This window comes from Mesorhizobium sp. CNPSo 4671 (assembly GCF_057784245.1).
This window is the reverse complement of record NZ_JBWLUW010000003.1, coordinates 565558-590843: the sequence shown is the minus strand read 5'-3', so window position 1 is coordinate 590843 and position 25286 is coordinate 565558. Positions and strand designations below refer to the sequence as shown.

The window sequence follows — 25286 nt, the reverse complement described above, 5'->3', positions numbered from 1 at the left end:
TCACACTTCCCCGGCTGAACGCATCAATGTCTTCAGCCGTTTCTTCGCTTCATGGATGTGCCAGGAAACCGTCGTCTCCGAGATCGCCATCGCCTCGGCGGCGGCCGCGTGGCTCAAGCCCTCGCCATAGACCAGCAGCACGGCGTCGCGCTGCTTGTCCGGAAGCTGCCGCACGGCGGCCCACAGCGCCTCGGCCGGATCCTCGCTCTCGGCCGGGGCCTCGCCTGAAATCAGGGCATGGACGCCATAGGCCTCGGTCTTCACCGTCTCGCGCGCGGTCTTGCGCATCATGTCGCGCGCCGCGTTCATCGTCACGGAATAGAGCCATGTCGTGAAGGCGCCGCCGCCGCGATAGTCGCGGATCGCCTTGCCGAGCCGGACGCAGACTTCCTGGGCGATGTCTTCGGCATCGGCCTTCTTGCCGCACCAGCGATAGGCGGCGCGATAGACGAAGTCGTAGTGGCGCTCCAGCAATGTGCCGAAGGCCCCCCTGTCTCCGCCCTTCGCCCGCCCGATCAGTTCGGCGTCGGAGGCTTCGCTCTCATCCAGCATCATCGCAATCATTTGCCTGTTGGACGAAGGCTAATGGCTAATCCTTGGGGTGATGCAAAGATTTTTTTCAGCCCAGTGCTTTGACGCTCAAATCGCCTGCCGGGACGGCTTCACATAAGGCGCAAGAAAGAGTGGCCCGCTGGCATCAACCATGGTGCTGGCAATTCCATGTCGACTCGGGTCTCTGGTTCTCTTGCTAGAGCATGATCCCGAAAAGTGGGAACCGGTTTTCGGAAAGATCATGCTCCAACAAGATGATGCTCCAACAGAGAGATGGTCGCGGTCAGAACGTCGAACATGTCGGAACCGGAAACAGCATCCACCCCCAGCTGTTCGCAGCTGTTCTGGGTTTTCACACGCATCGCTCTAACGAGTTTCGGGGGTGGAGTGAGCGGTTGGCTGCTGCGGGAATTCGTTCAAAACCGCAAGTGGATGACGCAGGAAGAATTTCTCAACGGCCTGTCGATTTCCCAGGCGCTGCCAGGCGTCAACGTCAAGAACATGGCGGTCTGGATCGGCTACAAGCTTCTCGGTTGGCGGGGCGCCGTCATTGGTTTTGTCGGCATCATCGTTCCGCCCGCCATCGTCATCGTTCTTTTGGGGGCGGTATTCTCATCGTTGTCGCGCTACGCGCTGACGCATGTGGCGCTGACCGGAGCCGCCGCGGCGGCTGTCGGCCTGTCGCTGTCGATGGGCATCACAGCCGCGCGAGCGGTGCCTCGAACGGCTGTTCCCATTGCGATCATGGCCGGCACATTCATTGCCGTCGCGCTTCTGCACTGGCCGCTTTTCTGGGTCGTTCTTGCCGCCGGCTTCGCCAGCGTCGCCTACACCTACGCCGCGGCAAGCTGATGAGCGAGAGCCCGCACACTTCGCTGCTCAGCTTGCTGGCGGTCTTTGCTCCGCTCTCGCTTGTCACGATTGGCGGCGGGCAGAGCGCCATTGCCGATATCAACCGGCAGGTCGTCGATGTCCATCAGTGGCTGAGCCAGGCGCAATTCGTCGACGCCTTCGCCATCTCGCGGATGGCCCCAGGGCCGGGATCCCTGCTGGTTACGCTGATCGGCTGGCAGGTCGCGGGCTTTTGGGGCGCCGTCGTGTCGACGGCAGCAATCTTCGGCCCGACCACCTTTCTGATCTATGCGGTCGCCCATATGTGGTCCCGCGATGGCGGCGCGCGCTGGAAACGAGCGCTGGAGACGGGGCTCCGGCCAGTTGCCGCCGGCATGATCCTCGCCTCGACCTATGTGTTGCTGCAGGCCATCGATGGCGGCTGGTTCGCGCGCGCCGTCGCATTGGCATCGACGGCAACGCTTCTCCTGACCAAGGTGAATCCGCTGCTTTTGATCGGCGCAGGCGTGGTCATTTTCGTCGGGGTTTATGCGGTCGGCCTGGCCTAGGCGATCCGCACGACCGCTTAGATCAGTGTTTCGGCAAACAGCGTGATCAGCCTTTGCCAGTGCCGCTCGGCGCCGGCTTCGTTGTAGACGCTGTGGTCCGGCACGCACCAGCCATGTGCCATGCCGACATAGTTCTCGATCGCGTGGTCGACTTCGGCATTGCGCAGTGCCTCCTCCAGCCTTGTCGACTGTTCCGGCGGGAAACTCCGGTCGACGCCGGCCATGCCGACATAGACCCGTGCCTTGATGGACGCCGCCTTGCGGTGCGGGCTGTCGGCGGCATCGCTGGCGAGGTTGCCGCCATGGAAACTGGCGACGGCCTTGATCCGGTCTGGATAGGCCGCGGCGGCGTTCAATGCTCGCGCGCCGCCCATGCAATAGCCGACGGTGCCGATCGGCCCGGTGACGTCCTCGGCGGAGAGCGCATCGAGAAAGGCCGCGCTGTCGCCGATGGTCATTTCCTGCGTCGTGCCGGTGACCAGCGCCATCAGCGCTGCCTTGGTCTTTTCCTCGGTAAAGGCGGTCTTGGCGTCGAACGGACCATAAGGCACGTTGCGGTAGAAGAGGTCCGGCACCAGCACCGCATAACCCTCGCCCGCCAGCCGCTCGGCCATGCCAGCGAGCGCCGGGCGCGGACCGAAAGCATCCTGATAGAGAATGACACCGGCCTTCGCCGGGGAGGCCTTGGCCGAGCGGAACAGGCCCGCCTTGGCCACGCCATCACGGGTCTTGATCTGAAGGTCCTGCTTGGTCATTGCCTGCTCCGTTCATCCGAAGGGCGATACATATCCGCACAAACCGCCACGGCAAGGCATTGCTTGAAAGTAGCCGTCAACATTTCGTGCAGGATCGCGTGACGCGTTCGCAAGCTTCAGGGGCTCGACGAGGAAGGCTTGATCAGCTGGCGGCCCGTGCAAAGCTCGCCATGTGGAAGGCCTGGATATCAGGTGGATAGCGATATTCCATGCCATAGGGACAGGCATTGCGGTCGAGGCAGCCGCCGCTCCGGCACGGTTCGCCATTCGCTCCCCGCACATGCGCCAGGCAGGCCTGATAGGCAAAGCCGTCCCTGGAATAGGCATCGACCGGGCAGGATTTCAGGCAAGGTTTTGCGACACAGGCGTCGCAGAGATGGATCGCCTCGCCCTGCTGCGGAAGCGCGATCTCCTCCTCGAACAGCAACGCGCCGCGATAGGCATGCCAAAGCCCGTATAGCGGGTGCATGAGAATACCAAGCGGCGACGGTTTTAGCCCCTCCGCACGCATCGCCCATTGCTGGAATGGCAGATAGGGCTTGTCGGAAGGTGAAACGGCGCGTGCGCCGAATGCTTCCGCCACAGCGCCGATGACCTGCCGCGACCAGCTGTCGAACGGATTGGCGATTGTCGGTGGCTGCTGCTCCCGCCAGCGCAGGAAATGCGGCCAGGGTGCCGCCCCCGCCTGCCCGACCAGCAACAGAGACCTTGCCGGCGCACCCGAGGCGCCATGAAGGGCATCCTCGTTGTCAGGAAAAACAAAGCCGCCGCGCAGGATAAGGCCGTTGGCGCCAAGCGCGGCGGTGATCCCTTCGATCATGCCGCGCACAAAAGTCATCCCTTCTTGTCCGGGTCGGAGAAAGCGCTCCGCCAGACTTCCTTGTGGATGATGTTGGCGACTTTAGCCCCGCCTGACTCGGGCTCCTTTCAAGTGAAGGCGTCGGGCATCGACCCCTTCTTCTTGGCGATGAACTCCTTCAGGGCCTCGTCGATGCTGGGATCGAGATGCGGCGCCTCATAGCTTTCCAGCCAGCGGCGGGCGAGTTCGTTGGCGCGCTGCGGCGCGGTCTTCTCGCCTTCGGCCAGCCACTGTTCGTAGGAATTGTTGTCGGCGATGTTGGAGCGATAGAACGCCGTCTGGAAATTCGCCTGGGTGTGGTCGCAGCCGAGATAGTGGCTGCCCGGCCCGACCTGGCGGATGGCGTCCATCGCCTGGCCATTCTCAGACAGGTCGACGCCTTCGGAGAATTTTTGGGTCATGCCGAGCTGGTCGATGTCCATCATGAATTTTTCGTAGCAGGACGCCAGTCCGCCTTCGAGCCAGCCAGCCGAATGCAGGACAAAGTTGGTGCCGGCCAGGATGGTCGAGTTCAGCGTGTTGGCGCTTTCATAGGCCGCCTGCGCATCCGGAACCTTTGAGGCGCAGAGCGAACCGCCGGTGCGGAACGGCAGGCCGAGACGGCGTGCGAGTTGCGCCGCGCCATAGGACACCAGCGACGGCTCCGGCGTGCCGAAGGTCGGCGCGCCCGACTGCATCGAGATCGACGAGGCGAAGGTGCCGAACAGCACCGGCGCGCCCGGTCGGATCAGCTGCGTGAACGATGCGCCTGCCAACACTTCGGCCAGAACCTGCGTCAGCGTGCCGGCGACCGTCACCGGGCTCATCGCGCCGGCCAGAATGAACGGCGTGACGATGCAGGCCTGGTTGTGGCGCGAATAAACCTTCAGCGCACCGAGCATGGTCTCGTCGAACACCATCGGCGAATTTGCGTTGATCAGGCTGGTCAGCACCGTGTTGTTCTCGACGAAATCGTCGCCGAACACCAGCTTGGCCATGGCCACCGTGTCCTCGGCGCGCTCCGGCGCGGTCACCGATCCCATGAACGGTTTGTCGGAATATTTTATGTGCGAATAGACCATGTCGAGATGGCGCTTGTTGACCGGCACATCGACCGGCTCGCACACCGTGCCGCCCGAATGATGGATCGACGGCGCCATATAGGCGAGCTTCACGAAATTCCGGAAATCCTCGATCGTCGCGTAGCGCCGGACGCCGTCGAGGTCGCGCACGAAGGGCGGGCCATAGACCGGCGCGAAGACGGTGGCGTTGCCGCCGATCTGCACCGAGCGTTCGGAATTGCGGGCGTGCTGGGTATAGACGGACGGCGCGGTCTTGAGCAGCGAACGGCAAAGCCCCTTCGGGAAATGCACGCGCTCACCCTTGACGTCGGCGCCGGCCTCTTTCCACAGCTGCAGCGCTTCGGCGTCATCGCGGAAGATGATGCCGATCTCTTCGAGCACCGTATCGGTGTTCTTCTCGATCAGCGCCAGGCCCTCTTCGTTGAGCACCTCATAGACGTTGATCTTGCGCTTGATGTAGGTGAGCTGGGTGCCCGGCCCGCCGCCGGAGCGCGCCGCGCGCCTGGCTGCTGCTCCGCCGCTCGCACCGCGCCCACGCCGCGCGTTTGACGCTTCCTGGTCGACTGCCGCGTGTTCGCTCATGATCGCTCTTCCCTGAATATGGCCTGGCCTGACGATGGCTGGTCCGTAACCGTTGCGGCCGCATGGCGCGGCTTTCGCCGGATCGTAGCCATGCACCCTATTCGAAACGGCCCGTCCGCGCCAACGCCTGTCGCAAAATCGACAAGAAAACCAATAGATTTTCCAGTCGCTTTCCTTTTGCGGGAAGTCGCAAATCAGCTATGGATACCCGCCCATTGCGGGTTAGGTATGAGCGCTAAAATTTTGTGCCTTGCGACACAGTCGCGATGCCGTGAGGAGCTGGATAAAAATGTCCGACGACGAGATCATCCTTTCTGAACTTTCCGACGACGAGCTGGTGCAGCAAATGCACGACGATCTCTATGACGGCTTGAAGGAAGAGATCGAGGAAGGCACGCGCATCCTGCTGGAGCGTGGCTGGGCGCCCTACAAGGTGCTGACCGAGGCGCTGGTCGAAGGCATGCGCATCGTCGGCGAGGATTTTCGCGACGGCATCCTTTTCGTTCCCGAAGTGCTGCTCTCGGCCAACGCCATGAAGGCCGGCATGTTCATCCTGCGTCCGCTGCTCGCCGCCACCGGCGCGCCGAAGCAGGGCAAGATGGTGATCGGCACCGTCAAGGGCGACATCCACGACATCGGCAAGAACCTCGTCGGCATGATGATGGAAGGCGCCGGCTTCGACGTCATCGACCTCGGCATCAACAATGCGGTCGAGAAATATCTCGATGCGATCGAGCAGCATCAGCCCGACATCATCGGCATGTCGGCGCTTTTGACCACGACCATGCCCTACATGAAGGTCGTCATCGACACGATGAAGGAAAAGGGCATCCGCGACGATTATGTCGTGCTGGTCGGCGGTGCGCCGCTCAACGAGGAATTCGGCAAGGCCGTCGGCGCCGACGCCTATTGCCGCGATGCCGCGGTGGCGGTCGAGACCGCCAAGGACTTCATGAAGCGCAAGCACAACGTGCGCGCTTCCGCCTGATCCAAGGCATCAGGATGGACAGACAGGAAAAGCCGCGCCTTGCAGCGCGGCTTTTTTGTTCCCAGATGATGGAGGGGGCTGACGATCAGTTGGCGACAGTGTCTTTGACAGCCCTTGCCGTCGATTTGACATCCTTGCCGACACCCCGAATGGTGTTGGCGCAGGCCGTAAGGGCCAAGGCACAGGCAAGGATGGCTATCGGCGCAATGCGCAGCAGTTTCATGGACGGTGTCTCCCTCGACAGATAAATTAGCCCCGCAGCGAAAGCCGGCTCGACTTGGTCAAGACGCAAAAAACGAAACCGAATCAGACAGACAGGCTGCTCGTCATCGCCTGCGGGATGATTGCGCGCGAGGTATTGGCCGTCAAGGAACAGCTTGGGCTCGACCACCTCGAACTGACCTGTTTGCCGGCGGAGTTTCATTTCTATCCCGACCGTATCGCGCCCGCCATGGACAAGGCGATCGAGAAGGCAAAGGCCGAGGGATACGAGCACATCTTCGTCGGCTATGCCGATTGCGGCACCGGCGGCCTGCTTGATCGCGTCCTGGAGAAGCATGGCGTCGAGCGCATGGCCGGCCCGCATTGCTTTGCCTTCTATCAAGGCATGGAGGCCTATGCGAAAATCGCCGACGACGACATGATGTCCTTCTACATGACGGATTTCCTTTGCCGCCAGTTCGATGCCTTCTTCATGAAGCCGCTCGGTCTCGACAAGCACCCCGAGTTGATCAAGGACTATTTCGGCAATTACGAGAAGCTGGTCTATCTCGCCCAGACCGACGATCCGGAACTCGACAAGGTCGCGGAAAAGGCAGCAAGCCTGCTCGGCCTCGCCTATGAGCGCCGCCCGACCGGCTATGGCGACCTGACTGCCGGGATGGCGCTGGCGGCGAAGGTCGCCTGAGCGGTCCTGCGCTTACGCTGGCCCATTCTCCGCCCTTAGCGCCACCAGCACATCGGCAAAGCTCGTCTTGCAGACAAAGCCGAGCCTCTCCCGCAACCGCGATGCGTCATAGACGCGGTCGATGGAGGAAAACATCGTCCAGCCTTTGCGCGCATAGAGCGCCGGAAAGTCCGGGAAATAGCGCGCGACGACCGATGGCGCGTCCCTGATCAGCGCGTCGCAGTCGTCGGGCCGAAACGGCGTCGGCGCGCAGACGATAAAGATGTCGAAGCCCAGCTGCGGCGCCTTCTCCAACGCGGCGACATGAGCCTCCGCCGCATCTTCCACCGTCAGCCGGCGGAACAGCAATTCATTCGCCTTGGTGTTGGCATCGGACTGTTCGATCGCGTGCGCCATGTCATCGGCTTCGGGAAAGAAGCGGGCCGTGCGCAGCACGACCACCGGCAGGCCATGCTGGAGATGATAGAGGCGGCAGAGATGTTCGGCCGAAAGCTTGGTGACCCCATAGATGTTGCGCGGCTCGGGCGACATCGCCTCCGTCAGCCAGGCCGCCTTGCGGGCACCGCCCTTGAAGCCGTCGCGTATCGCCTGCGAGATCATCAGCGACGTCGTCGAGGTGAAGACGAAGCGCTGCACGCCCGTCGCCACCGCCGCGTCGAGCAGGTTCAGCGTGCCTTGCACATTGGTGGCGACGAAATCGCTGTTGGCGCGGCTTTCTATATTGGGCTTGTGCAGCGAGCCGCTGTGGATGATGGCTTCGATTCGGTTGCCTCCGACCACCCGCATGACCAGGTCACGATCGGCGATCGAGCCGATCATCTGCGTTTCAAAAGATGGAACCGGGTCAAGACCGATCACCTCATGGCCAAGTGCGCGCAGGCGCGGCGCCAGCGCGCTGCCCAGCCAACCCGACGATCCCGTGAGCAAGATTCGCATGCGTCACACCATGATTTTTGACGGTGACGCTGTTAAGCACGGATGACAGGCGCGAGCGACCCGATAAAGTCAGGTAGCGGCCAGCAACGGCGCCGCTCCAGACATTAACTGCCATTTTTATCGACTGCCATTTTATCCAGGGAGTTCCAGATGATCCTTCGTCCCCTTTTCGCCGCCATCGGCCTGCTCTGCTGCACCCTGCCCGCCCTCGCCGACGGCCAGGTGCAGAAGCTGATCACGCCTGCCGACAAGACGCGCCTCGACAAGTACGGCGAGACGCGCAAGGCGGCGCTCACCGAGGCGAAGGCCGGCAACCCGATCGACGTCAAACAGCTCGATGCCTTGCTGGCGAAGCCGCTGGTGTCGTTTTCCGACAAGGACCTGACCGGCAACTGGAAGTGCCGCACCATCAAGGCGGGCGGGTTGAGCCCGCTCGTCATCTATGGCTGGTTCAAGTGCAAGGTGATCGACGACGGTTCCGGCTGGCGGCTGGAAAAGATCAGCGGCTCGCAGCGCACCCAGGGCCGCTTCTTCGACGATGGCGAGAAGCGCTCGATCTATCTCGGTTCCGGCTCCGTCAACGATGACAAGGCAAAGCCGTATGGCAGCGGTCCGCAGACCGACCAAGTCGGCTACGCCTTCCGCACCGGTGCAAAGGAATGGCGCATCGAACTTCCCGCACCTTATTACGAATCGAAGCTCGACATCATCGAGTTCAAGCGCTGAGCGTGGTCATCAAGATTTAACCCGATTCCGGCACAAAATCCGGCCAGCATGCGGCGGCCGGCCGCGTGCAAGGCAGGAAAGCGGGCTATGTCATCATCGGTTGGAACCAACGCGCCGATCGTCGTCGTGACCGGCGGCGGTGGTCATGTCTGGGCCATGATCAACACAATCGCCGATCGCGTTGGTCCTGTCAGCGTCGTCCTCGAAACCCCTGAATCCAAAAAGCAATTGCTGCGTGGCCGGGCTCGCCGCCAGGGCTGGATCTCGGCCATGGGCCAGCTTGGCACGATGGTGCTGAGCAGGTTGGGCAAGCGGCTCCTGGCCAGCCATAGCGCGCGATTGATCGCGGAGGAGAAACTGGAGGTTGAGCCGCGACCAGACCAGGAGATCATCCGAGTGGCCTCGGCCAATGGGCTTGAGTGCCTGCAGGCGATCCAGAAGATCCAGCCAGGTGTCGTGCTGCTCAACGGTTGCCGACTGATCTCGGCTGAGATGCTAAGCAAGATGCCCTGCCCGGTGCTCAACTACCATGCGGGCATCACACCGAAATATCGCGGCATGAATGGCGGCTATTGGGCTCTGATATCAGGCGATGCGCAGAATTTCGGCACGACTGTCCACCTTGTCGATGCTGGCGTCGACACTGGCGGCGTGCTGAAGCAGGCGCGCGGCACACCGAAAAAAGGCGACACCATCTCAAGTCACGCGCTCCGCCAGGCGGCGTTCTCGCGCGACATATGCGTCGAAGCCATCAGCGATGCGCTGGCTGGAACCCTCACGACGATCGATCCCGGCCTGCCGTCGAAACAGTGGTATCACCCGACGATCTGGTTCTATGTCTGGACCGGCCTCAGAACCGGAATCTGGTAGGCTTTGTCAGCACCGAACCACATAAAGCCAGACGGCTTTTCCTGAGCACGGACCCTGCCTCTTGCGCGCGCCGCGAACGAATAAAGACACCTTTCATTTTACGACATTGAAATGCGTCGCTTTTGAATGCGCGCGCGTCGTCCCATAACAAGCGGCCCCCCTGCGCATGCGGCAATGCTCGATAGTTCGAGGAGCGAGAATTCATGGCCGACCTTATCGTCGTCTACTGGCGCGACATCCCTGCCCAGGTCATCGTCAAGAAGGGCCGGCAGAACGCCAAGCGCGAGCTGCCGTTGCGCTTCACCGAGGCCATCGACATGTGCGCCATGCGCACCGGCGCCGGCGGCACCGACGACTATCTGGCCGAATGGCGCAAGGCCGATCCCGTTCCGGTCGGCGACGATCTCGAAGCCGAGGTCGAAAAGGCTTTTCAGGACCTCGACACGAAATATGACCGCGAGCGGCTGGTCGCTCTGGTCAAGGCAGGCGGCAAAGAAAATGTCTGAGACGCAACCGGCGGTTACACAGGCCACCCTGGTCAAGAAGGCAGCGCCGAAGTCCGACTACAAGCCGGCCGACGTGTCGCCGCAGCGGCGCGTGCAGCGGTCTTTCGCGGTGAGATTGTGGTCGATCCGGCATTCGCGCCTGCTGGAATGGTTCTATTCCCGTTTCGCCGACATGTTCCTGCTCCTCCACCCCCTGTGGAAAGGCATAGGTTACGGTCGCGTCGAAGCCCCGATCAAGTTTGTCGAAAAGCGCGTCAAGGGATTCATGTTCGATTGCCGCATGTGCGGCCAATGCATCCTGTCGTCGACCGGCATGTCGTGCCCGATGAACTGCCCCAAGCAGCTGCGCAATGGCCCTTGCGGCGGCGTGCGCGCCAACGGCAATTGCGAGGTCGAGCCCGATATGCCTTGCGTCTGGGTCAAGGCCTGGGAAGGGTCGCAGAACATGGTCAACTCCGACAAGATCCTGACCGTGCAGAAGCCGGTCGACCAGTCGCTGCGCGAAACTTCGGCCTGGCTGCGTGTCACCGCGCAGGCGGCGGCCGCCCGTGAAGCCGCGTCAGCGCCGAAGACCGGAGCCGCCGCATGACCGTCCGTCAGCGCGACGAGAACCCGGCCGGCATTCATCTGCCGCTCGATCCCCTGCCCGGCCACTCGTCCCGGGGCCGGCTGGAGCGCGTGCTGCGCCGTGGCGAGTTCGCCGTCACCACCGAGCTCAATCCGCCCGATAGCGCCGATCCCGAGGACGTCTACAACCGCGCCAAGATCTTCGACGGCTGGGTCGACGCCATCAACGCCGTCGATGCCTCGGGCGCCAACTGCCACATGTCCTCGGTCGGCATCTGCGCGCTTTTGACTCGCATGGGCTATGCCCCGATCATGCAGATCGCCTGCCGCGACAAGAACCGCATCGCCATCCAGGGTGACGTGCTGGGCGGTGCGGCGATGGGCGTCGCCAACATGCTGTGCCTGACCGGCGATGGCGTGCAGGCCGGCGACCAGCCAGGCGCCAAGCCGGTGTTCGACCTCGATTCCATGTCGCTGCTCGAAACCGTCCGCATCATGCGCGACAACGGCAAGTTCCTGTCCGGCCGCAAGCTGACGACGCCGCCGCAAGTCTTCCTGGGTGCTGCCGTCAACCCGTTCGCGCCGCCCTTCGATTTCCGCCCGATCCATCTTGGCAAGAAGATCGCCGCCGGCGCGCAGTTCGTGCAGACGCAGTATTGTTTCGACGTACCGATGTTCAGGACTTTCATGCAGAAGGCGCGTGACCTCGGCCACACCGAAAAAGTGTTCGTCCTGTGCGGCGTCGGCCCCCTCGCCTCGGCCAAGACCGCCAAATGGATCCGCTCCAACGTACCGGGCATCCACATTCCGGATGCCATCATCAAGCGGCTGGAGGGCGCCCAGGACCAGAAGAAGGAAGGCAAGCAGCTCTGCATCGACATCATCAACGAGGTGAAGGAAATCCCCGGTATTTCGGGCATCCATGTGATGGCCTACCGCCAGGAGGAATATGTCGCCGAGATCGTCGATGAATCGGGCGTGCTCAAGGGCCGCCAGCCCTGGAAGCGCGAGATCCGTCGCGACGACCAGATGGTTGCCGACCGGCTCGACCACATCCTGCACGACGAAATTACCGAAACCCAGGTGGACATGGTGAAGACCGCGCATTGATCCGCGCGGAGGATCACCATTCGCTTGATCGAAAAGAGATAACGATATAAAGAACTCTTTATATCACGACGGAGAGATTTCATGACCCGGACCATCGTTGCCTCGGCGACACGAGAAATCATTATCGGCTTCGACCAGCCCTTCTGCGTGATTGGCGAGCGCATCAACCCGACCGGCCGCAAGAAGCTCGCCGCCGAGATGGTCGCCGGCAATTTCGAGACCGTCATCAAGGACGCGCTGGAACAGGCCGCCTGCGGCGCCACCATGCTCGACGTCAATGCCGGCGTCACCGCCGTCGACCCCAACGCCACCGAGCCGGCGCTGCTGGTGCAGACGCTCGAGATCGTCCAGGGTCTCGTCGACCTGCCGCTGTCAATCGACAGCTCGGTCACCGCCGCGATCGAGGCAGCACTCAAGGTCGCCAAGGGCCGCCCGCTGGTCAATTCCGTCACCGGCGAGGAAGAAAAGCTCGAAGCCATCCTGCCGCTGATCAAGAAATACAATGTCCCCGTCGTCGCCATCTCCAATGACGAGACCGGCATTTCGATGGATCCGGACGTGCGCTTCGCCGTCGCCAAGAAGATCGTCCAGCGCTGCGCCGATTTCGGCATTCCCGCGCATGACGTCGTCGTCGACCCGCTGGTCATGCCGATCGGCGCGCTCGGCGATGCCGGCCGCCAGGTGTTCGCGCTGCTGCGTCGGCTCCGCGAAGAGCTCAAGGTCAACACCACCTGCGGCCTCTCCAACATCTCCTTCGGCCTGCCGCATCGCCACGGCATCAATGCCGCCTTCATTCCGATGGTGATCGGCGCCGGCATGACCTCGGCGATCATGAACCCGGTGCGGCCGCAGGAAATGGAAGCCGTGCGCGGCGCCAACGTGCTCAACGGCACCGACGAGAACTGCACCAACTGGATCAGGACCTACAAGGACTACAAGCCGGCCGAAGGCGGCCACGCGGTCGCGGCACCGACGGCGGTCAACGCCCCCGGCGAGGGCGGCGGCAATGGCGGTCGCCGCCGCGGCGGCCGTGAAGCCCGCATGGGTCGGGGATAAGCGCGCAATCGTGAACCGAACTGCAAACCACGCTGGACCGATCGCATCTTCGATGCGGTCGGACGCGTCTGCGTTGCGGTCAGGCGATGCCCAATATGGCGTCGAACAACGCCATTCCTGCCCACGATCCGACGATGAAATCATCGTCATAGGCCGGCCAGAGGCCGTCGAGCAGCAGCACAGCGACAATCGCGCCGAGAATTCCGGTGGCCAGATATTGCGGGTTGCGCAGCCATGGGCCCTTGAGCAGCCGCACCATGGTAAAAGCGGTGAATATGCCGGACAGCAGGAGATCGGACATGATTGGCCTCTGGACCATCAGACACTCCGCCCAAGACTGAAACGATCCGTTAAACGGTATCGACAATCCCTATCGAGACACGTGCACGTATGAACTCGCCTGCCAACATCACCGATCCACTCGTGCTGTTCATGCCGTCGGGCAAGCGCGGGCGGTTTCCTGTCGGCACGCCGGTGCTGGATGCCGCGCGCCAGCTCGGCGTCTATGTCGAGAGCGTGTGCGGCGGCCGCGCCACGTGCGGGCGCTGCCAGATCGAAGTGCAGGAAGGCAATTTCGCCAAGCACAAGATCGTCTCCTCCAACGACCACATCTCGCCCAAGGGCCCCAAGGAAGAGCGCTACGAGCGCGTGCGCGGCCTGCCCGAACGGCGCCGCCTCTCCTGCTCGGCGCAGATTCTCGGCGACCTCGTCATCGACGTGCCGCAGGACACGGTCATCAACGCGCAGACCATCCGCAAGGATGCCGACACCAGGGTGATCGCCCGCGATACGGCGATCCGCATGTGCTATGTCGAGATCGAAGAGCCCGACATGCACAAGCCGCTCGGCGATCTCGACCGGCTGAAGATCGCGCTGATGAAGGACTGGGGCTTCAAAAACCTCGAATTCGACTTCTACCTGCTGCCGCAGGTGCAAGGCATATTGCGCAAGGGCAACTGGACCGCCACCGCCGCCATCCACAAGGATGCCGACAGCGACATAGCGCGCGTCATCGCGCTGTGGCCGGGCCTCAAGAACGAGGCCTATGGGCTGGCCTGCGATATCGGTTCGACCACCATCGCCATGCATCTGGTGTCGCTGCTGTCGGGCCGCGTCGCCGCCTCGTCCGGCACATCGAACCCGCAGATCCGCTTTGGCGAAGATCTGATGAGCCGCGTCTCCTATGTGATGATGAACCCGGATGGCCGCGAAGGCATGACGGTTGCCGTGCGCGAGGCGATTTCCAGCCTCGTCGACAAGGTCTGCGCGGAAGGCAATGTCCAGCGCAACGACATCCTGGATTCCGTCTTTGTCGGCAATCCGATCATGCACCATTTGTTCCTCGGCATCGATCCGACCGAACTCGGCGGCGCGCCCTTCGCGCTCGCCGTCTCGGGCGCGGTGCGCATCAAGGCCTCCGACATCGGCCTCAAGCTCAACCAGGGTGCGCGCCTCTACATGCTGCCTTGCATTGCCGGCCATGTCGGCGCCGACGCGGCGGCGGTGACGCTGTCGGAAGGGCCGCATCGCCAGGACGAGATGATGCTGATCGTCGACGTCGGCACCAATGCCGAGATCGTGCTCGGCAATCGCACGCGTGTCGTCGCTGCCTCCTCGCCCACCGGCCCGGCTTTCGAGGGCGCCGAAATCTCCGGCGGCCAGCGTGCCGCGCCCGGCGCCATCGAGCGCGTGCGCATCGATCCCGAAACGCTGGAACCCAAATACCGCGTCATCGGCTCGGAACTGTGGTCCGACGAACCGGGCTTCCTCGACAGCGTGCAGGCGACCGGCGTCACCGGCATCTGCGGCTCCGGCATCATCGAGATCGTGGCGGAGATGTATCTCGCCGGCATCATTTCCGAGGATGGCGTCGTCGATGGCTCGCTTGCCGCGCGCTCGCCGCGGGTCGTCGCCAACGGCCGCACCTTCTCCTATGTGCTGAAGGAAGGCGAGCCGAAGATCACCATCACCCAGACCGACGTGCGCGCCATCCAGCTCGCCAAGGCCGCTCTTTATGCCGGCACCAAGCTCTTGATGGAAAAGCAGAACACCGAGCATGTCGACCGCATCCACTTCGCCGGCGCCTTCGGCTCGTTCATCGATCCGAAATACGCCATGGTGCTGGGCCTGATCCCGGATTGCGACCTCGACAAGGTTTCCGCCGTCGGCAACGCCGCGGGTGCTGGTGCCCGCATGGCACTGCTCAACCGCGGCTATCGCCGCGAGATCGAGGAGACGGTGAGCCAGATCGAGAAGATCGAGACCGCGCTGGAACCGAAATTCCAGGAGCATTTCGTCTACGCCATGGCGCTGCCCAACAAGGTCGATCCGTTCCCGAAACTGTCGGCAGCGGTGAAACTGCCGCCGCGCAAGACGGTTAGCGAGGACGGCGTTGCCGGCGACGCCACCCCGCGCCGGCGCTCGCGCGAAGGTCATGCGGCAAGGCGTGGCCGCGAATAAACGCCGCTTTCACAGGCCGCTCCAAACTCAAACTCATTTGCATGCAAATGTTTCCGGATCGAACCGATCCGGAAACCGAAACGCTGTTTTCGCGAAATCCACCCGATACATGGCAGGCGCATTTACCCGGCATCGAACGGCGGCCGAAGATAATCCTCGGCTACCGCTGTTCTTCAAGGGAGATGAAAATGTCGATGTTTGGAAATCTCGGCCGCTTCGGTGCGACCATCAGGGAGACCCATGCCAGGAACAAGGCTATCCGCGCGCTGAACAGCCTGCCGGCGCATGTCCAGAAGGACATTGGCTGGCCGGCATCGCCGCCCACCGACCCGCAGGTCGCGCTCACCTCGCTGCTTCTGGGTACGGCGCGCTGATGACCTTCGCCGACAAATGCAAATTGCTCGGCAGGCGCCGGGGATCTCGCACATCCCCGGCGGCAACCAGCAACCGGCTGCGCGCGGCACTTTTGCCGCGCCGCTGACGTCAGCGGCGCGGATCACAGCGCCGCGTGGACACTGCGTAAAACTTGACATTTTCGGCCAAGGTACGATGTTCGGAATTAGTGGAGGTTTCTCTTAGTCGGCTCTTGCCGAAGTTCGTGTATCCGCATGCCAAGTTTCAAAAGCCACGTCGTGTCCTTCGTGCTCAGGTACAGCCGCAAAAAGGCGTTTTCCAGCCCGGAAAACCTGCAGCGCTGGATCGCGGCCGCGCGCAAGACCGAGGATCACCATCCGCCGGCCTCGCTGCAGCAGCGCTTGGACATCCAGACGCGCACCGTCGACGGTTTTCCGGTCTATGAAATCGCTCCAAGAGCCGGCGAGTATAAGCGGATCCTCTATTTGCATGGCGGCGCCTATGTGTTTGAGATCACGCCCTATCACTGGCGCCTGATCGCCGACATGGCAGACCGGCTGGGCTACGGCATCACCGTGCCGATCTATCCCATCGCCCCGGAATACGATTTCCACGCCATGTTCGGCATGGTCGGCGACGTCTATCGCCAGATGCTCGACGAGACGGAAGCGGAAGACATCATCTTCATGGGCGATTCCGCCGGTGGCAACATGGCCGTGGTGCTGACCATGATGGCTGCCGAAGAAGGCTTGCCGCTGCCATCGCGCCATGTGCTGATCTCGCCCGGCGTCGACATGTCGCTTTCCAACCCAAAGCTGTTCGAGGCCGAGCGCAACGACCCCTGGCTCGGTATCCCCGGCGGCCTCGAAGCGATCCGCCTGTACAGTGCCGGCATCGACCGCAGCGACTGGCACATCAGCCCGGTCTACGGTAATCTCTCCGTGCTGCCCAAGACATTGCTTCTGACGGGCTCGCGGGATCTCCTGACCCCCGACAATCTGGTCTTTGCGGAAAAGGCGCGTGCCGCCGGCGCCGAGGTCGACGTCGTCCATGAGCAAGGCATGTTCCACGTCTGGCCACTGTTCGACATGCCGGAATCGCGGCGCGCCCGCCAGCACATCGTGGCGTTTCTCAACGAGAGCCCCTCGCCGATCAGGCAGGACAGGAAAACAAGGTTTGAAGCGCCCTCCGCCGAGGCAGCGGAATAGCGCTTCTGCTTTCGGTCCGATCCTGTTGACGGATCAGAACTTGCCGGTTTCCCGGAACACTTCGAAGGTCGCTCGGATATGGTCGGCCACGGCCTTCACCGGCGCGCTCGCGTCCGGCGCCACCACCATGGCCAGATTGTAGGTGCCGATATCGGGCATGCCGTCCTTCGGGCAGAGCTCGACCATGTCGTTACCGAGGAATGATCGCGGCAGCGGCGCGACCGCGAGGTCGGCCATGATCGCGGCGCGCTGGCCGGCCGTATGCGCGCTCATATAAGCAACGCGGTAGTTGCGGCCCTCGCGCCCCAGCGCTTCGAGTGCACCGGCACGCCATGCGCATCCCTCTTCCCACAATGACACCGGCAGCGGTTCACGCAGATGCGCGCAGCCGCCCTTGGCGCCGGCCCAGACGATCGGTTCGGTCAAAAGCACCTCGGCGCCGAGCGCGCTGGTCTTGTAGGAGTTGGTCAGAAGCGTGATGTCGAGTGCGCGGTCGTCCATGCGCCGGCGCAGATTGCTACTCTGGTCGATGGTGACGTCGACGGCGATCGAGGGATGCGACTGCGCGAAACGCTTCAGCACATGCGGCAGCACGCGCTCGCCATAATCATCCGGCGAGCCCAGCCGCACCACGCCGACAATCTCGGGAATGATGAACTTCGACACCACCTCGCGGTTGATCGACAGCAGCCGGCGGGCATAGCCGAGCAGCATCTCGCCATCCGTGGTCAGCGACACCGAGCGCGCATCGCGCGCGAACACCGAGCGGCCGAGAATGTCCTCCAGCTTCTTGATCTGCATGGAGACCGCGGACGGCGTGCGGAAGACGGCATTGGCGGCCGTGGTGAAACTGCCGGTCTCGGCGATCGCCACGAAAGTGCGCAAAACGTCGAGATCGAGCAGCGGCAGCGGATGATTGAGTGGGGCGTTCATGGGAACTGACCTTCAATTTTTCTGATACAAAGCATCATTCCATTTCGTTTGATTGAACACCGGATTGGGAGGATAGTCAACTCCATCGAGGCAGGTTGCTGCCACAAGCAGCCACGAAACGACCACGTCACAGGCCTGCAATCGACATGAAATGGGGTTGAAACACGCCGCGTGTAAGGCCCCACAAATCAAAGCCCGGAATGTCTCCGGCCCGCCACCAAAGGAGAATGAAATGTCTATCCTGTCCTCCCTCGGTCGCATCGCGACCGAATTCAGCGCGGCCCGCGCCCGCTACCAGACCGAACGCGCCATTCGCTCCCTGCCGATCGAACTGCAGAAGGATATCGGCTGGCCGGAGGCTTCCGACACCAAGACCGGCATTCGCAACGGCGTTGGATCCTGGGCTGGAGCGAAGTAAACCGTGTGTACCAATTGCTGAAGGCCTGCCGCGCGGACCCAGCCCGGCAGGCCTTCTCTATTTTGCCCAGGCCTTCCGCATTTTGTTCGCATTCAAATGAGTTTGGGAGCCATGTCGCCGACGCATGGCGCATATGAGCAAGCCGCATAGCGGCTTTGATTTCGAATTAATGCCTTGTAAACAATCACAAATTTCGAGCAGATTGCCCAAATTTGTCGCATTCGGTGTCGCATTTCATATCAAGCGCTTCGTTTTTGCGATTTAGTTTCACGCAGCACAAGCCTATATCGGCGCCAGCAAACGAGCTGCCCCACTCCATCAAGCGAAGGCGACCCGTCTGAGCAACCGATAGGAGATGATCATGAAGCTTTTTGCCCGCCTCTTCGCCCGCCGCGAAATGAACCTGACCACCGCTCTCGAGCGTCAGCGCCTTGCCAACACCATGCCCGGCCAGACCGGTGCGATGGCTGCGGCGCGCCTCGGCTTCGTCGCCTGACCATTTTTCCGGGGCAGCGCCTCCCTGCCGCTGCTTCAAGACTGCAACGCCGCCTGGCTCCAGCCACGGCGGCGCTTTTTGTTTGCCTTTGCACATTTCGCCTGTCCCTTGAACCGTTGATGCTGCTCCGTCGGAACATGGCGGCATGTTCCCGAGAGCATTGCGGCCAGCAATTGCCCATTTGCGACCCATGTCGCAAATTTTGTCTCGTCAAGGCAGCGTAGCCAATTGACAGCCAAGGTTTTTCCTGATGTCGCTATGCTATTCGCGACATCCTGTTCGCGTCATGGCCAGATGAGGTTCCCGTGAACGCCGTCAAGCATCCGATCAAGCGATCGTTTGTGTTCTTCCTTGTTCCCGATTTCACCATGATCGCTTTTGCGACCGCACTCGACCCGCTGCGTTCTGCCAATCGCATGCTCGGCTACGAGGCCTATTGCTGGCGTCTGGCCAGCATCGACGGCAAGCCGGTGCGCGCCTCGAACGGCGTCGAATGCGCGGTCAACACCTCGCTGGAGGAAGAGCGCAAGAAGATGGCCGGGCCCGAGAGGCCGAACATGGCCATCGTCTGCAGCGGCATCAATGTCGAGCGCTACCAGAACAAATCCGCCTTCGCGTGGCTGCGCGAGGAATATAATCGCGGCGTCGCCGTCGGCGGCCTGTGCACCGGCGCGCATATCCTGGCCGCCGCCGGCTTGTTGTCGAACAAGCGCTGCGCCATCCATTGGGAGAACCTGCCGGGCTTTTCCGAGGCGTTCCCGAAGGCCAATGTCTTTGCCGACCTCTTCGAGATCGACCAGAACATCTACACCTGCGCCGGCGGCACCGCCGCGCTCGACATGATGCTGAAGCTGATCGGCGACGATTTCGACGAGAGCCTCGTCAATCGTGTCTGCGAACAGGTGTTGACCGACCGCGTGCGCAGCCCGACCGACCGCCAGCGCCTGCCTCTGCGCGCGCGCCTCGGCGTGCAGAACTCGAAAGTGCTGACCATCATCGAGCTGATGGAAGGCAATCTCTCCGAGCCGCTGTCGCTGATCGAAATCGCCGACCATGTCGACCTGTCGCGCCGCCAGATCGAGCGGCTGTTCCGCACCGAGATGGGCAGATCCCCTGCCCGCTACTATCTGGAAATCCGGCTCGACCGCGCCCGGCATCTGCTGATCCAGTCGTCGATGCCTGTGGTCGAAGTGGCGGTCGCCTGCGGCTTCGTCTCGGCCTCGCATTTCTCCAAATGCTATCGCGAACTCTATGCCCGCTCACCGCAGCAGGAACGCGTCGACCGCAAGCAGTTGCTGGCCGCCTGATCGCCGGTCAGGTCCCGGCCGGCTGCCCCTGTGCCGTGCGCATCGCCTCGACGCGGATGTCCTCGGTCAGCCGCGCTTTCAGGCCTGAGAATTCCGGACTGGTCTTCAGCGTGTAGTGGCGGGGATGCGGCAGGTCGATGGCGACATCCGACTTGATGCGGCCGGGCCGCGCCGTCATCATGATGACGCGCGAAGCCATGAAAATCGCTTCCTCGATGTCGTGGGTGACGAACAGCACCGTCTTCTTGCGCCGCTCCCAGATGCCGAGCAGCAACTCCTGCATCAGCCCGCGCGTCTGGTTGTCGAGCGCGCCGAACGGCTCGTCCAGCAGCAGGATTTCGGGGTCGTTGGCGAGCGCCCGGGCGATAGCGGTGCGCTGCTGCATGCCGCCGGACAGCTGCTTCGGCCAATGGTTCTCGAATCCCTTCAGCCCGACGAGGTCGACATACGACGCGACGATCTCGTCCCGCTCCTTTGGCGCCATGCCGCGTTCGCGCAGGCCGAAGGCGATGTTTTCGGCGACCGTCAGCCACGGGAACAGCGTGTAGGACTGGAAGACCATGCCGCGGTCCGGCCCCGGCCGGGTCACCGCCTTGCCGTCGAGCAGCACGCGGCCCTCGCTTGGCGCCTCGAGACCGGCGACGATCCTCAGCAGCGTCGACTTTCCGCAGCCGGACGGCCCCAGAATGGTGATGAAATCATTGGCGCCGACCGCCAGGTCGATCGGCATCAGCGCCTTGACCGGCGGTCCACCGCGCACGCCGGCAAAGGTGCGTGAGACGCCCTCGACAAGAAGCTTGCTCACGCCAGGCTCCATGGAAAGAGCCAGCGGTTGAAGGCCTTGAAGGCAAAATCGGACAATAGCCCGATCAGCCCGATGACGATGATGCCGAAGATGATCTGCCCGGTCGCCAGCCGCGACTGGCTGTTGATGATCATGTAGCCGATGCCCGAGGACGAGCCGATCAGCTCGGCGACGATGACATAGGTCCAGGCCCAGCCCAGCACCAGCCGCAGCGTCTCGGCGATTTCAGGCGCATTGGCCGGCATGATCACCCGCCTGACGATGCCGTTGTTGGTCGAGCCCAGCGTATAGGCAGCCTCGACCAGGTCGCGCCGTGTCGACCCGACCTTGACGGCGACGATCAGGATGATCTGGAACACCGAGCCGACGAAGATGACCAGCAGCTTTTCCAGTTCGCCGATGCCAGCCCACAAGATGAGCAGCGGAATGAAGGCCGAGGCCGGCAGATAGCGGGCGAAGGAGACGAAGGGTTCCAGGAACGCCTCCACCGGCTTCCAGGCGCCCATGGCGATGCCGATCGGCACCGCGACGACCGAGGCCAGTACGAAGCCACCGAAGACGCGCCAGATGGTGATCAGTATGTCGAGCCAGAAACGGTCCTCGACCAGCAGCCGCCAGCCGTCCCGCAGCATCGACAGCGGATCGGCGAGGAAGATGCGGTTGACGTGGCCGCCAAGCGTGATCCAGGCCCAAAAGGCTATGAACAGCACGAAGAAGGAAATGCCGAGCACGGTTCGCAGGCCCGGCGAGACTGCATGCAAGGGGCGCATATTCAAATCGTCCCCATCTTCAGATCGTCACTTGTCCAGGGGAAGACGGCGGCGCCAAGCGCCGCCGCAGGATGGGGCAAAGGCGAGGCTATCAGTTGGACACCGCGCTGGTGTCGGCCAGCGTGGCGACATCTGGCGCTTCCTTGATCAGCCCCATCTGCAGGAGCAGATCGCCGGCCGTCTTGGAAAAGTCCTGGAATTCCTTGGTGAAGAACTGCTTGTTCTCGGCCTTGTCGGCCCATTTCAAGTACTTCGCCGAACCCTCGAACTCCTTGGCCGACTGTTTCACATCAGCGCCCATGATCTCATAGGATTTCTGCGGATCCTTCTTGATCAGGTCGAGCGCGTCGAAATAGCTGTCGGCAAGCGCCTTGGCGGCGTCGGGATTGGCCTTGAGGAATTCGGGCGTGCAGCCGACCGTGTCGAGAACCATTGGGTAGTCGAGCGTTGTCGCCAGTATGTGACCCTGGTCGGCCTTGTCGCGCACCGCCGAAATGAATGGCTCATAGGTGACCGCGGCATCGTTCTGGCCGGCAAGGAAGGCTTGCGCTGCCGCGTCCGGCTCCAGATTGACGACGGTGACGTCCTTGGTCGACATGCCGTTCTTGTTCAGCACCCAGGCGAGCATAAAATAGGGCGATGTACCGGGCGCCGAGGAGGCGACGTTTTTGCCCTTCAGATCGGCGACGGTCTTGATGTCGTTGCGCACGACGATGCCGTCGGCCCCGTAGGATTTGTCGAGCTGGAAGATCTGCTTGGTCGTCACGCCGCTGGCGTTCCACACCAGCCAGGTCTCGACCGTGGTGGCGGCGCATTGCAGGTCGCCGCTGGCAATGGCGAGCGGACGGCTGGCCTGCGGCACCTTCTTCAAGGTCACGTCAAGGCCATGCTTCTCGAAGAGCCCTGCCTGCTTGGCAAGCGTCAGCGGTGCAAAGCCGGTCCAGCCGCTGATGCCGATGGTGACCGATGTGGCGGCCATCACCGGCGCGGACAGACCGGCGGCAAGCGTCAAAGTCGCGGCAAATATGGCGGTCCGGTTCATGTCAGTTCCCCTTTTGTTTCTCTCGAGGGAAATTGTTCACAGACGCCAATCGGCTTGTCAATCAACAGGAACGTGTTCGGCGGCACGGCCAGCGCGGCTACCTTGTTACCGACGCTCGGCCGGGCTGAAGCCGTGCCCGTCAATAGCCGTCGCAGACGCACTCGGCGGACGAGATCTGGTCGTTCCAGTCGCCCAACTCGCGAGCCCGGCGCCTGATCTCGATCGAACCGCCGCCCATCCGCGTATCCTCATAGGCTATGAGCGTGCAGCCGCGGCGAACGAACACCGACGACACACGATCGTTCCAGAACTGACCGCCACGAAAACTTACCGAATCATCGGGCGCCATTTCGATGGATCGTCCGCGAAAATTCGCGTGCTCGAACATGACGCAGGCAGGCTGGTCGTTGTATTGGGCGCTGGCGCCGTCGGCAAAAAGCACGGACGCGACAGCTGTCAGGATGGCAAGGCGTTTCATCTCACATTTCCTCGGTTTCGACCGCGGTCCCCCACCGCTGGATAGCGCGGTCCGGACCGTTTGCCAATGCTCCAGCCCGCAGCCCAAGCTAGCGGCTGTCCAGCATCCAGCTGCGGTTGCGCCACATTTTCTCGCCGATCTGGCAGTCGGCGGGGGGCTCGTCCTGCGCCAGCACCACAGGCGGATGATCCGCCTCCTCCGCCGCCCATTGCGGTGACGCCGGACCGGCAAGTTCCAGCACCAGCTTGCGGCGTATGGCTTCGGGAAATTGCGTCCAGTCGTTGACGGGGATCATGAAGGCTCCGGGGCCGCCGATGACGCAGTCGCTGTAGTAGCGGTCGAGATCGTTGACGTCGTAGGCGCCGGAAAAGCCGCCTCGGGTCATCAGCGGCAGACCGTTTATGATGATGCCTTGCCTGACCACACCATCGCGGGTGAGATTGACCGGCGCGCCCTGATTGTTGGGTCCGTCGCCCGAAATGTCGATGACCCGTTTGGTCCCCTGGTAGCCGCTTTCGGCGAAAAGGTCGCTGCCGAACTCCAGCGCACCGGAGATCGAGGTGCGTCGTGCGCTGTTCGGCGGCTGCGCGGACAATTGCGCGACCACCCGCTCCGCATCGGCACGGTTGGCGATCACCGTCCATGGCACGATGACGCGCTGCCATGTGGTGCCGGCCCATTCGACATAGGTGACGGCGATCTTGCCATAGGCGCCATCGGCGATCGCCTGCAGCACATTGTCATGCGTCAGCGCCGCCGCGTAGCCGTGACGCTGGATCTCGAGCTCGTCCGCCGACATCGACAGCGAAACATCGACGGCCAGCACCAGCTCGATATCGACCGGCTCGTCCGCCTGCGTCGCCGGCGCCAGCCAGAGCATCAGCGCCAGCGCAGCACCACTCGACAGGACATGTCTTGCGCAAGAGGAAGCAGACATGCCGCAAGGTTAAGCGAAAATCGCCTGCTGACAAAGGAAAAAGCCCGACCGAAAGCCGGGCTTTTCTTTCACATCTCACCGAGCGCCAAAGGACGGGACTGTGTCGCCTACTTCTTGACGTTTTTCTTTCCGGCCGCGCGTGACACTTTGAACGAAGCGACAGGAGTAGACTCCGTTGGCGCCGGCGCCACGACGCCTTGCGGGGCAGCACCACCGCCGGCACTTCCGGGCGTAACGATGTCAGCGATCCGACGGCTGACATCGCGAGATGCCGTCAGCGAAGACACAGCCTGGGCCCAGAATGGCGCGCCCAGCCCTACCAGCAGGCCGCCGAGCAACAACCACAAGATGCTTGCGATCGAAGGACGGGTCCATCTGGTGTCGAAGGCGGTGAATGCGCAGTCCGTGGTGCCGATGACCACGGCGCATTTCTCCAATCCGGAATTGTCCGGCCAACCGACTGCGGCGCCTAACGTCTTCAGTTCTTCCATTTTCGCTTTGGACTCATCCAGTTCCTTGTCGAGCGCTGAAATAGCCGCTTTCAGGTCGTCGGCACTTCCCGCACCGGCTTGCTGTTTGGCGGCCGCATCCAGTTTCGCCTCCAGCGCGGTATATTGGGAAGCCTTGTCGGCAACCGCCTCCGCGATCTCGGGTGACTTGAGATAGGAGACGGCAAGTTTGTAAGGATGGACGTAGAACATCCATGCCACCGCCAACGCGACGACGACCGAAAACAGCCGCGCCCGGCTTTCGAAATACATGCTGGCTTCCTTGCCGAAGGCCTCGTACTTCTGCGAAATATCCTTGACCACCTCGTCCGTCAGGACGTTCGCGGCACCGACGAGCCGGCTGGAGGCAAGTTTCTGCGTGAACACCTCCACCGGAATGTCAGTCACCACAGCCCAATCGACAAACCAGCGCAGGAAGCGGCTCACAAGTCCGTCGGACGGCTTGCCCTTCTCGGCAACCGCACGGTTCTCCATGATCAAGGCGGCGAATTCCTCAGGAGTAAGCAACGCTGGCTCACCCGGTTTGGGCGCGGGCAATTTCGGCAGGATGACACGCGAATACAGATTTTTGAGCATAAGCTGCAGGCCGCTGGCTCGCAGCTTCCAGATGCGATGGATCATTTCCACCAGCGTCGACACGATGATTGCAAACATAAGCATCGTCGTGGCGAAAGCCAGCAACGCGGTTAGCCAT

The 25286-nt window shown here is 62.4% G+C and carries 30 protein-coding genes; 15 read left to right on the top strand and 15 right to left on the bottom strand.

The window, feature by feature from the left end:
- A complete protein-coding gene (locus tag AC04SF_RS11045) occupies positions 1 to 564 on the bottom strand; it encodes an RNA polymerase sigma factor (protein WP_488477806.1) in 564 nt (187 codons plus the stop codon).
- A gap of 261 nt (positions 565 to 825) precedes the next feature.
- On the opposite strand from AC04SF_RS11045, the gene AC04SF_RS11040 reads away from it, so the two are divergent.
- Together AC04SF_RS11040 and AC04SF_RS11035 are read left to right on the top strand one after the other, a co-directional pair.
- Positions 826 to 1404, top strand: coding sequence for a chromate transporter (locus AC04SF_RS11040; protein WP_488477805.1), 579 nt, complete (start codon positions 826 to 828; stop codon positions 1402 to 1404).
- Positions 1404 to 1952, top strand: a complete 549-nt coding sequence (locus tag AC04SF_RS11035) for a chromate transporter (RefSeq protein WP_488477804.1) — start codon at positions 1404 to 1406, stop codon at positions 1950 to 1952. The genes AC04SF_RS11040 and AC04SF_RS11035 overlap by 1 nt, the downstream gene beginning before the upstream one ends.
- 17 nt (positions 1953 to 1969) lie before the next feature.
- Here AC04SF_RS11035 and AC04SF_RS11030 read toward each other — a convergent pair whose 3' ends face one another.
- The 3 genes from AC04SF_RS11030 to AC04SF_RS11020 all read right to left on the bottom strand — a co-directional run bounded on the left by AC04SF_RS11030 (position 1970) and on the right by AC04SF_RS11020 (position 5209).
- Positions 1970 to 2707 (bottom strand): dienelactone hydrolase family protein, encoded by a 738-nt coding sequence (locus tag AC04SF_RS11030; protein ID WP_488477803.1) that lies wholly within the window; start codon positions 2705 to 2707, stop codon positions 1970 to 1972.
- A 142-nt stretch (positions 2708 to 2849) separates the two neighbouring features.
- Complete coding sequence (locus AC04SF_RS11025) at positions 2850 to 3536, bottom strand: hypothetical protein (protein WP_488477987.1); 687 nt, start codon at positions 3534 to 3536, stop codon at positions 2850 to 2852.
- A 98-nt stretch (positions 3537 to 3634) separates the two neighbouring features.
- Complete coding sequence (locus tag AC04SF_RS11020) at positions 3635 to 5209, bottom strand: trimethylamine methyltransferase family protein (RefSeq protein WP_096446992.1); 1575 nt, start codon at positions 5207 to 5209, stop codon at positions 3635 to 3637.
- A gap of 289 nt (positions 5210 to 5498) precedes the next feature.
- On the opposite strand from AC04SF_RS11020, the gene AC04SF_RS11015 reads away from it, so the two are divergent.
- Positions 5499 to 6197 carry a corrinoid protein gene (locus tag AC04SF_RS11015; RefSeq protein WP_032930649.1) on the top strand — a complete coding sequence of 233 codons (699 nt, stop codon included), beginning with the start codon at positions 5499 to 5501 and terminating at the stop codon, positions 6195 to 6197.
- 85 nt (positions 6198 to 6282) lie between these two features.
- Here the strand turns inward: AC04SF_RS11015 and AC04SF_RS11010 are convergent, their stop codons facing one another.
- Complete coding sequence (locus AC04SF_RS11010; protein ID WP_019858698.1) at positions 6283 to 6420, bottom strand: entericidin A/B family lipoprotein; 138 nt, start codon at positions 6418 to 6420, stop codon at positions 6283 to 6285.
- A 54-nt stretch (positions 6421 to 6474) separates the two neighbouring features.
- Here AC04SF_RS11010 and AC04SF_RS11005 point away from each other — a divergent pair, with 54 nt between their 5' ends.
- Complete coding sequence (locus tag AC04SF_RS11005) at positions 6475 to 7104, top strand: DUF1638 domain-containing protein (protein ID WP_488477802.1); 630 nt, start codon at positions 6475 to 6477, stop codon at positions 7102 to 7104.
- Positions 7105 to 7116: 12 nt separating this feature from the next.
- On the opposite strand, the gene AC04SF_RS11000 is transcribed toward AC04SF_RS11005, so the two are convergent.
- On the bottom strand, positions 7117 to 8040 hold the full coding sequence (locus AC04SF_RS11000) for an NAD-dependent epimerase/dehydratase family protein (RefSeq protein ID WP_488477801.1): 924 nt from the start codon (positions 8038 to 8040) through the stop codon (positions 7117 to 7119).
- A 150-nt stretch (positions 8041 to 8190) separates the two neighbouring features.
- On the opposite strand from AC04SF_RS11000, the gene AC04SF_RS10995 reads away from it, so the two are divergent.
- The 6 genes from AC04SF_RS10995 (at position 8191) to AC04SF_RS10970 (ending at position 12875) form a co-directional block, all read left to right on the top strand.
- A complete protein-coding gene (locus AC04SF_RS10995) occupies positions 8191 to 8766 on the top strand; it encodes a DUF4893 domain-containing protein (RefSeq protein ID WP_488477800.1) in 576 nt (191 codons plus the stop codon).
- Between the two features lie 87 nt (positions 8767 to 8853).
- Positions 8854 to 9636 (top strand): formyl transferase, encoded by a 783-nt coding sequence (locus AC04SF_RS10990; RefSeq protein ID WP_488477799.1) that lies wholly within the window; start codon positions 8854 to 8856, stop codon positions 9634 to 9636.
- A 203-nt stretch (positions 9637 to 9839) separates the two neighbouring features.
- Positions 9840 to 10142, top strand: a complete 303-nt coding sequence (locus AC04SF_RS10985) for a virulence factor (RefSeq protein WP_091575482.1) — start codon at positions 9840 to 9842, stop codon at positions 10140 to 10142.
- On the top strand, positions 10135 to 10731 hold the full coding sequence (locus tag AC04SF_RS10980; RefSeq protein ID WP_096447008.1) for a methylenetetrahydrofolate reductase C-terminal domain-containing protein: 597 nt from the start codon (positions 10135 to 10137) through the stop codon (positions 10729 to 10731). The genes AC04SF_RS10985 and AC04SF_RS10980 overlap by 8 nt, the downstream gene beginning before the upstream one ends.
- Complete coding sequence (locus tag AC04SF_RS10975; RefSeq protein ID WP_488477798.1) at positions 10728 to 11819, top strand: methylenetetrahydrofolate reductase; 1092 nt, start codon at positions 10728 to 10730, stop codon at positions 11817 to 11819. Before AC04SF_RS10980 ends, AC04SF_RS10975 begins: the two co-directional genes overlap by 4 nt.
- A gap of 81 nt (positions 11820 to 11900) precedes the next feature.
- Positions 11901 to 12875, top strand: a complete 975-nt coding sequence (locus AC04SF_RS10970) for a methyltetrahydrofolate cobalamin methyltransferase (protein WP_019858705.1) — start codon at positions 11901 to 11903, stop codon at positions 12873 to 12875.
- 79 nt (positions 12876 to 12954) lie between these two features.
- Here AC04SF_RS10970 and AC04SF_RS10965 read toward each other — a convergent pair whose 3' ends face one another.
- Positions 12955 to 13194: a hypothetical protein gene (locus AC04SF_RS10965; protein WP_488477797.1), complete on the bottom strand. Its 240-nt coding sequence runs from the start codon at positions 13192 to 13194 to the stop codon at positions 12955 to 12957.
- 71 nt (positions 13195 to 13265) lie between these two features.
- Between AC04SF_RS10965 and AC04SF_RS10960 the strand changes: the two genes are divergently transcribed.
- The 3 genes from AC04SF_RS10960 to AC04SF_RS10950 all read left to right on the top strand — a co-directional run bounded on the left by AC04SF_RS10960 (position 13266) and on the right by AC04SF_RS10950 (position 16897).
- On the top strand, positions 13266 to 15335 hold the full coding sequence (locus AC04SF_RS10960) for an ASKHA domain-containing protein (RefSeq protein ID WP_096447012.1): 2070 nt from the start codon (positions 13266 to 13268) through the stop codon (positions 15333 to 15335).
- A gap of 188 nt (positions 15336 to 15523) precedes the next feature.
- Positions 15524 to 15709 carry a hypothetical protein gene (locus AC04SF_RS10955; protein WP_488477796.1) on the top strand — a complete coding sequence of 62 codons (186 nt, stop codon included), beginning with the start codon at positions 15524 to 15526 and terminating at the stop codon, positions 15707 to 15709.
- Positions 15710 to 15943: 234 nt separating this feature from the next.
- Positions 15944 to 16897 carry an alpha/beta hydrolase gene (locus tag AC04SF_RS10950; protein WP_488477795.1) on the top strand — a complete coding sequence of 318 codons (954 nt, stop codon included), beginning with the start codon at positions 15944 to 15946 and terminating at the stop codon, positions 16895 to 16897.
- 33 nt (positions 16898 to 16930) lie between these two features.
- On the opposite strand, the gene AC04SF_RS10945 is transcribed toward AC04SF_RS10950, so the two are convergent.
- Positions 16931 to 17830 (bottom strand): LysR substrate-binding domain-containing protein, encoded by a 900-nt coding sequence (locus AC04SF_RS10945; RefSeq protein ID WP_010910020.1) that lies wholly within the window; start codon positions 17828 to 17830, stop codon positions 16931 to 16933.
- A 232-nt stretch (positions 17831 to 18062) separates the two neighbouring features.
- On the opposite strand from AC04SF_RS10945, the gene AC04SF_RS10940 reads away from it, so the two are divergent.
- Positions 18063 to 18248, top strand: a complete 186-nt coding sequence (locus AC04SF_RS10940) for a hypothetical protein (RefSeq protein ID WP_095199791.1) — start codon at positions 18063 to 18065, stop codon at positions 18246 to 18248.
- Between the two features lie 184 nt (positions 18249 to 18432).
- On the opposite strand, the gene AC04SF_RS10935 is transcribed toward AC04SF_RS10940, so the two are convergent.
- On the bottom strand, positions 18433 to 18840 hold the full coding sequence (locus tag AC04SF_RS10935; RefSeq protein ID WP_488477992.1) for a hypothetical protein: 408 nt from the start codon (positions 18838 to 18840) through the stop codon (positions 18433 to 18435).
- A 272-nt stretch (positions 18841 to 19112) separates the two neighbouring features.
- On the opposite strand from AC04SF_RS10935, the gene AC04SF_RS10930 reads away from it, so the two are divergent.
- Complete coding sequence (locus tag AC04SF_RS10930) at positions 19113 to 20051, top strand: GlxA family transcriptional regulator (RefSeq protein WP_488477986.1); 939 nt, start codon at positions 19113 to 19115, stop codon at positions 20049 to 20051.
- A 7-nt stretch (positions 20052 to 20058) separates the two neighbouring features.
- On the opposite strand, the gene AC04SF_RS10925 is transcribed toward AC04SF_RS10930, so the two are convergent.
- The 6 genes from AC04SF_RS10925 to AC04SF_RS10900 all read right to left on the bottom strand — a co-directional run bounded on the left by AC04SF_RS10925 (position 20059) and on the right by AC04SF_RS10900 (position 25246).
- Positions 20059 to 20868, bottom strand: coding sequence for an ABC transporter ATP-binding protein (locus AC04SF_RS10925; protein ID WP_488477794.1), 810 nt, complete (start codon positions 20866 to 20868; stop codon positions 20059 to 20061).
- Entirely contained in the window at positions 20853 to 21626 is a 774-nt protein-coding gene (locus tag AC04SF_RS10920; protein WP_488477793.1) for an ABC transporter permease, read from the bottom strand. Before AC04SF_RS10920 ends, AC04SF_RS10925 begins: the two co-directional genes overlap by 16 nt.
- A gap of 91 nt (positions 21627 to 21717) precedes the next feature.
- A complete protein-coding gene (locus AC04SF_RS10915) occupies positions 21718 to 22668 on the bottom strand; it encodes an ABC transporter substrate-binding protein (RefSeq protein WP_488477792.1) in 951 nt (316 codons plus the stop codon).
- A gap of 139 nt (positions 22669 to 22807) precedes the next feature.
- Positions 22808 to 23146 (bottom strand): peptidase inhibitor family I36 protein, encoded by a 339-nt coding sequence (locus tag AC04SF_RS10910; protein WP_096447019.1) that lies wholly within the window; start codon positions 23144 to 23146, stop codon positions 22808 to 22810.
- A gap of 88 nt (positions 23147 to 23234) precedes the next feature.
- Positions 23235 to 24083, bottom strand: coding sequence for a DUF1194 domain-containing protein (locus AC04SF_RS10905; RefSeq protein WP_488477791.1), 849 nt, complete (start codon positions 24081 to 24083; stop codon positions 23235 to 23237).
- 107 nt (positions 24084 to 24190) lie between these two features.
- A complete protein-coding gene (locus AC04SF_RS10900) occupies positions 24191 to 25246 on the bottom strand; it encodes a hypothetical protein (protein ID WP_488477790.1) in 1056 nt (351 codons plus the stop codon).
- Positions 25247 to 25286 lie beyond the last annotated feature (40 nt).

Excerpts from the sequence above, each read along its gene's own strand:
- AC04SF_RS10990 (WP_488477799.1), top strand. The coding sequence starts at position 8,854 with ATGTCATCATCGGTTGGAACCAACGCGCCGATCGTCGTCGTGACCGGC.
- AC04SF_RS11015 (WP_032930649.1), top strand. The coding sequence starts at position 5,499 with ATGTCCGACGACGAGATCATCCTTTCTGAACTTTCCGACGACGAGCTG.
- AC04SF_RS10930 (WP_488477986.1), top strand. The coding sequence starts at position 19,113 with ATGATCGCTTTTGCGACCGCACTCGACCCGCTGCGTTCTGCCAATCGC.
- AC04SF_RS10975 (WP_488477798.1), top strand. The coding sequence starts at position 10,728 with ATGACCGTCCGTCAGCGCGACGAGAACCCGGCCGGCATTCATCTGCCG.
- AC04SF_RS10950 (WP_488477795.1), top strand. The coding sequence starts at position 15,944 with ATGCCAAGTTTCAAAAGCCACGTCGTGTCCTTCGTGCTCAGGTACAGC.
- AC04SF_RS10905 (WP_488477791.1), bottom strand. The coding sequence starts at position 24,083 with ATGTCTGCTTCCTCTTGCGCAAGACATGTCCTGTCGAGTGGTGCTGCG.
- AC04SF_RS10900 (WP_488477790.1), bottom strand. The coding sequence starts at position 25,246 with ATGTTTGCAATCATCGTGTCGACGCTGGTGGAAATGATCCATCGCATC.
- AC04SF_RS10965 (WP_488477797.1), bottom strand. The coding sequence starts at position 13,194 with ATGGTCCAGAGGCCAATCATGTCCGATCTCCTGCTGTCCGGCATATTC.
- AC04SF_RS11020 (WP_096446992.1), bottom strand. The coding sequence starts at position 5,209 with ATGAGCGAACACGCGGCAGTCGACCAGGAAGCGTCAAACGCGCGGCGT.
- AC04SF_RS10910 (WP_096447019.1), bottom strand. The coding sequence starts at position 23,146 with ATGAAACGCCTTGCCATCCTGACAGCTGTCGCGTCCGTGCTTTTTGCC.
- AC04SF_RS10935 (WP_488477992.1), bottom strand. The coding sequence starts at position 18,840 with ATGTGCAAAGGCAAACAAAAAGCGCCGCCGTGGCTGGAGCCAGGCGGC.
- AC04SF_RS10920 (WP_488477793.1), bottom strand. The coding sequence starts at position 21,626 with ATGCGCCCCTTGCATGCAGTCTCGCCGGGCCTGCGAACCGTGCTCGGC.
- AC04SF_RS11010 (WP_019858698.1), bottom strand. The coding sequence starts at position 6,420 with ATGAAACTGCTGCGCATTGCGCCGATAGCCATCCTTGCCTGTGCCTTG.
- AC04SF_RS10995 (WP_488477800.1), top strand. The coding sequence starts at position 8,191 with ATGATCCTTCGTCCCCTTTTCGCCGCCATCGGCCTGCTCTGCTGCACC.
- AC04SF_RS11035 (WP_488477804.1), top strand. The coding sequence starts at position 1,404 with ATGAGCGAGAGCCCGCACACTTCGCTGCTCAGCTTGCTGGCGGTCTTT.
- AC04SF_RS10960 (WP_096447012.1), top strand. The coding sequence starts at position 13,266 with ATGAACTCGCCTGCCAACATCACCGATCCACTCGTGCTGTTCATGCCG.
- AC04SF_RS11040 (WP_488477805.1), top strand. The coding sequence starts at position 826 with ATGGTCGCGGTCAGAACGTCGAACATGTCGGAACCGGAAACAGCATCC.
- AC04SF_RS11030 (WP_488477803.1), bottom strand. The coding sequence starts at position 2,707 with ATGACCAAGCAGGACCTTCAGATCAAGACCCGTGATGGCGTGGCCAAG.
- AC04SF_RS11045 (WP_488477806.1), bottom strand. The coding sequence starts at position 564 with ATGATTGCGATGATGCTGGATGAGAGCGAAGCCTCCGACGCCGAACTG.
- AC04SF_RS11000 (WP_488477801.1), bottom strand. The coding sequence starts at position 8,040 with ATGCGAATCTTGCTCACGGGATCGTCGGGTTGGCTGGGCAGCGCGCTG.
- AC04SF_RS10925 (WP_488477794.1), bottom strand. The coding sequence starts at position 20,868 with ATGGAGCCTGGCGTGAGCAAGCTTCTTGTCGAGGGCGTCTCACGCACC.
- AC04SF_RS10955 (WP_488477796.1), top strand. The coding sequence starts at position 15,524 with ATGTCGATGTTTGGAAATCTCGGCCGCTTCGGTGCGACCATCAGGGAG.
- AC04SF_RS10940 (WP_095199791.1), top strand. The coding sequence starts at position 18,063 with ATGTCTATCCTGTCCTCCCTCGGTCGCATCGCGACCGAATTCAGCGCG.
- AC04SF_RS10985 (WP_091575482.1), top strand. The coding sequence starts at position 9,840 with ATGGCCGACCTTATCGTCGTCTACTGGCGCGACATCCCTGCCCAGGTC.
- AC04SF_RS10980 (WP_096447008.1), top strand. The coding sequence starts at position 10,135 with ATGTCTGAGACGCAACCGGCGGTTACACAGGCCACCCTGGTCAAGAAG.
- AC04SF_RS10915 (WP_488477792.1), bottom strand. The coding sequence starts at position 22,668 with ATGAACCGGACCGCCATATTTGCCGCGACTTTGACGCTTGCCGCCGGT.
- AC04SF_RS10970 (WP_019858705.1), top strand. The coding sequence starts at position 11,901 with ATGACCCGGACCATCGTTGCCTCGGCGACACGAGAAATCATTATCGGC.
- AC04SF_RS10945 (WP_010910020.1), bottom strand. The coding sequence starts at position 17,830 with ATGAACGCCCCACTCAATCATCCGCTGCCGCTGCTCGATCTCGACGTT.